Origin of the sequence: Paracoccus sp. (in: a-proteobacteria) (assembly GCF_047973135.1) — a bacterium.
In the GTDB taxonomy this organism is placed as follows: domain Bacteria; phylum Pseudomonadota; class Alphaproteobacteria; order Rhodobacterales; family Rhodobacteraceae; genus Paracoccus.
On sequence record NZ_JBKEBL010000190.1, the window covers coordinates 1 to 4,751 of the forward strand.

The following is a 4,751-nucleotide window of genomic DNA, read 5'->3' on the forward strand; positions in this document are numbered from 1 at the left end:
CAGGGCGGTCAGATGGACCACCGCCGAATGCACCTTGGGGGCGGGCACAAAGGCTTCGGGCGGCAGGGTCATGACGATCCGCGCCTCGGCCCGCCACTGGGCCAGCAGCGCCAGCCGCCCATAGGCCTTGCTGCCTGGCGCGGCTACGATCCGCTCGGCCACCTCTTTCTGGAACATCAGCGTCAGCGACTGCCAGAAAGGCGGCCAGTCCGGCGGCGTCAGCCAGCGGATCAGCAATTCCGTCCCCACGTTATAAGGCAAATTCGCTGCCACCCGGATCGGCGGGGTCAGATGCGCCAGCGGGTCGATTTGCAACGCATCGCCTTGCAGAACCGTCAGCCGCCCCGGATAGGCGGCGGCGATTTCGGCCAGCGCGGGCAGAGCGCGAGGGTCTTTTTCGATGGCGAGAACATGCCGCGCGCCTTCGGCCAGCAGACCCCGCGTCAGCCCGCCGGGGCCGGGGCCGATTTCCAGCACGTCGCATCCGCGCAGATCGCCCGCCTGCCGCGCGATCTTGGCGGTTAGGTTCAGGTCCAGCAGGAAATTCTGGCCAAGCTGTTTCTTTGCCCTAAGGTCATGGGTGGCGATCACCTGGCGCAGGGGGGGAAGGTTGTCGATGGAGGTCATGCCGGGGCTGCGGGGGTCTTTGCGTCCCGCGAGAGCCGGGGGGCGAGCCCCCCGGACCCCCTGGAGGACATGTTGCAGCGGAGTTGCCTCATGGCCGCTGTGCCGCCATGTCGCGGGCCATGCGCAGGGCGGCGATGGTCGAGGCGGGATCGGCGCGGCCCTGACCGGCGATGTCGAAGGCGGTGCCGTGATCGGGCGAGGTGCGAATGAAGGGCAGGCCAAGCGTCACATTCACCCCGCCCGCGAAGTCCAGCGTCTTGATCGGGATCAGCGCCTGATCGTGATAGGCGCAGATCGCCGCGTCATGGCGCGCGCGGGCCGGGGCGTGGAACATCGTGTCGGCGGGCAGGGGGCCGGTGATGTCCAGCCCCTCGGCGCGCAGGCGGTCCAGCAGCGGCGCGATCCGGTCGCGCTCTTGCCGGCCCATGGTTCCGCCCTCGCCCGCATGGGGGTTCAGCCCGGCCACGGCCAGACGCGGGGCAGACAGGCCGAAATCGCGGATCATCGCGGCATGGGTGATGCGGATCACCTGTTCCAGCACCGCATCGGTCAGTGCCTCGGGCACCTGTTCCAGAGGGATATGGATGGTCGCGGGCACGGTGCGGCAGGGCGGCGATATGGTGGTCGAGGCCAGCATCATCGCCACCGGCACCCCGCCCGCCAGATGGGCCAGATATTCGGTATGGCCGGGAAAGGCAAAGCCCGCGCCCTCTTTCAGGGCCTGCTTGTTGATCGGTAGGGTGGTGAGCGCGGCTGCCTTGCCCTGTGTCACCAGATCGACGGCGCGGGCGATTACCTGGATCACGCCTGCGGCATTGGCTGGATCGGGGCGGCCCGGCGTGGCGGGGGCGTCGAATTCGTGGCGCAGCACCGGCAGATGTCCGGCGGGCACCGGATCGCCGGGGGATTCGATCAGCGCGACGGGCGTGCCCTGCGGCAGATGGCGCGGATCGCCGATCCATGCGAAATCGACCCCGCATCCAATTGCGGCAACGGCCAGTTCAGGGCCGATGCCCGCAGGTTCTCCGCAGGTCAGAAGGACGCGGGCGGGGCGCATCAGGGCCGCCGGATGACCGCATTGGCATAAAGTTCCTCAAGATAGGCGTCGGCCATGGCGTTGATCTTGCGGTTGCGGATGTCGTCCAGCACCATCTCGCGGTCGGGGATGGCCTGCGGATCGGGGATGGCGTTCTCGACCCCGTCGGGGGCCTCGGCCGTGGTGGCGACCGGCGTTCCGGCCTCGGCCAGAAGCGCGGGCTGGCGCGAACACAGCATCACCAGATCGGCGCTGGTACCGTAATTCACCACCGCCGCCTCGTCATCGTCCAGCGAGGCAAGCTGCGTGGCGATCACTGGCGGGATCTGGTTCTGGGGCAGGGTCTGGCGCAAGACCTGCGCGGCCAGTTGCTTGCCTGCCTGCACATAAAGATCGTCGCAGCCCTGCGCCCGTGCCGCCAGCGCCGCTGCATCCTGTGCGCTGCCCATGTGCAGGGTCTGATAATCTAGCACCTGTTCGCGCGCGCCGGGGCGCAGCGTGCCCGCGCTGTCGCGCAGGCGGAACAGGATCACCGCGCCGGTCACGGTCAGCGGTCGCGTGGTCTGGCCCGGTTGCAGCGACAGGATGATCGGGCGCAGGGTCGGCGGCAGGTTGTCGATATTGATCCAGTTCAGCCGCCCCCCGGCCTCTGCCGAATCCGATGCGGAATACTGCCGCGCAGCCTCGGCAAATCCGGCGTCGTCGGGGTTGGCGGCGGCGATGGCGGTGGCGCGCTGCACCGCTGCCTGTTCCTGACCCGGAGGGGCCGGGATGATCAGTTCCGACAACAGCACGCGGGTGATGACCGGCGTTTCGATCCGGCGCCTGAGTTCCTGATCGATCTCGCGGTCCGAGACATTGACCATCGGCACGAAACGCTGCCGGATGACGCTGCGCCAGACCACACCGGCCTCGACGAAATCGCGAAATGCCTGAGGTTCGACGCCCGCGCGTTCCAGCGAGGCGCTGAACTGTGCGGCGTCCATTCCGGCGCGGCCCGCAAATTCCTCAAGCCCTTCCTGAAGGCCCTCGTCGGTGATGGTGATGCCCATCTGTTCGGCCGCGTATTTGCGCAGCCGGTCCTTGATCAGAGCATCCTCGGCGGCGGCGCGGTCGGTATCGCCCGCCCCCAGCAAATGCATGAAGCGCATTCGCTGATCGACCTCGAACCCGGTGATAGCCTTGTCGTTCAGATACAGAACGGGCGAAAACGGGCTCTGGGCCAAGACGGGTGCCGCGTGACCCAAAAGCACAGTCGCCGCAATGGCGATGCCGGAAAGAAACTGCCGCATCTGCTGCCCCCAAATCCTTCTTTGCCGCAAGATTAGCGCATACAGCGGCGGCGCGCCACCGTGCCCGGACCGTCTTTCTGCCTGCCAAAACCGCCAAGCTGGACGGACAGGTCGAAACTGGTCTCGGGGTCGATATCGTCCGAGTTGGAAAACCGTCGCGACAGGCCCATCTGCACCGCCAGGCATTCGTTGCGATAGGTCAGATCCAACGCTGCCTTTTGTGCCCGCTCGGCCTGAAAATCATACCGGGTTTCGGCATTGCCCCACCAGCCGGTGGCGATCTGCCAGCCGACATTCGCCGTCAGTTCGTTGGTATCGGTCTCGCGCCCCTCGTCACGGTCGCTGGTGATCCACAGATGACCGGCGGAAAGCTGCAAATCGGGCCGCAGCCAGCCAAGCCGCAATTCGTTTCGCGAGATGTCCAGCTTGTCGTTGAACAGCGCGCGGTTGGCGATGGCCAGCCCGGTGCCGCTGTCGAAATGCGCCGCCATCAGCCAGTCCGAGGTGTTGCCCGCCAGCGGCGACGATTCGGGAAACTGATCGTCGGCCGAGTTGCGAAACACCCGGCCCCCGGTCAGCCCCAGCGACCAGCCCGCCGGGTCGATCCGCGTCCAGCCGACGCCCAGATTGGCGCGCAGGCCCCCTTCGCGCCGGTCCCAGCCGGGAAAACGGTTGGCGGAAAACAGGTTGCCCTCGTCGAACTCGATCAGGCGGCTGTCCTCGTTCGGCAGGTTTTCGGTGCTGCGCCAGGGTGACCACAGGATCTGGGCCACGGGTTCGACGATATGGGTGGCGGCACCGGGCTGCGCCATCAGCGGCCAGCGCAGTTCCACCCCGCCGACCGGATCGGCGCGGGCGACGACATTGTCATACTGGCTGTCCTGCGCGATGTAATAGACGTCAGCATTCATGCCCATGATCGCCGAAGCCACGACCCCGTTCCGCAGGATCGTGCTGCTCCGCCAGTCCAGCGCCAGCGAGCCGCGTGCCATGTCACGGCCGACACTGTCCTGATCCGAGGGGCGGACATGGGCATGGGTGGACCATTCCACCACTGCCTCGCCGCCGATCAGCGCCGGGGTAAAGCGGCGGATCGTGTAGGCGTCGGCGACCTGCGCGGGCGATGTATCGTTACCCTCGTCGCTGCGCAGCGAATGGTAATTGCCGACCCGGATAAAGGTCAGCTTGTCGCGCTGCACCCGTTCCAGGGTCGCGCCGCTCCACAGGCGGTCGGCATCCGTGATGTCGTAATCCAGAAGATAGCGGCGGTCCGAGGCGGTCTGTACCTGCAATCCCAGCCGGTAATCGCCCGGCAGTTCGAATCGCGCCGCGCCGAAAAGATAGCCGCGCGTCTTGCCGTCCTCGATATCGTCGCGGGTGATCGCGCCGTTCCATTCCATCGCGCCGTGGCGATAGGCCTGACGATAGCGCAGCCCCAAGGTCCGTGTGCGGCTGGCCGAGACATAGGGTGTCAGTGTCAGATCGGCATGATCGCCAAGTGTCTTGAAATAGGGCAGCATCAGCCCGAAGCCAAGCTGCGAGGTCGTGCGGTATTCCGGTCGCAAAAAGCCAGACTGCCGTTCGACCGTGGGATCCGGGGCGCTGATCGTCATGGGCAGGGCAAAGACCGGCAGGCCGAACAGGCGCAGGCGCGGATATTCCAGATGGATCAGCCGGGTGCGGGCGTCATGGGTGACGCTGCGGGCGCGGATTTCCCACAGCGGCGGACCGCCGCCCTCGCAGACCGTGCAGGCGGATGAAACGACCTGCCGCAGCTTCGTGACCTGTCCGCCCTC

At 66.8% G+C, this 4,751-nt stretch carries 4 protein-coding genes; all 4 read right to left on the bottom strand.

Annotated features, from left to right (window positions below; genetic code table 11):
- On the bottom strand, window positions 1-627 hold a 627-nt coding region (gene rsmA, locus ACK5L9_RS14790), incomplete at its 3' end, for a 16S rRNA (adenine(1518)-N(6)/adenine(1519)-N(6))-dimethyltransferase RsmA (protein WP_416912236.1).
- Window positions 628-715: 88 nt separating this feature from the next.
- Window positions 716-1,684, bottom strand: coding sequence for a 4-hydroxythreonine-4-phosphate dehydrogenase PdxA (gene pdxA, locus ACK5L9_RS14795; RefSeq protein ID WP_416912237.1), 969 nt, complete (start codon window positions 1,682-1,684; stop codon window positions 716-718).
- Window positions 1,684-2,955 (bottom strand): peptidylprolyl isomerase, encoded by a 1,272-nt coding sequence (locus ACK5L9_RS14800; protein ID WP_416912238.1) that lies wholly within the window; start codon window positions 2,953-2,955, stop codon window positions 1,684-1,686. The genes pdxA and ACK5L9_RS14800 overlap by 1 nt, the downstream gene beginning before the upstream one ends.
- 32 nt (window positions 2,956-2,987) lie before the next feature.
- Window positions 2,988-4,751: LPS-assembly protein LptD (locus ACK5L9_RS14805; RefSeq protein WP_416912239.1), on the bottom strand; the 1,764-nt coding region annotated here is incomplete at its 5' end.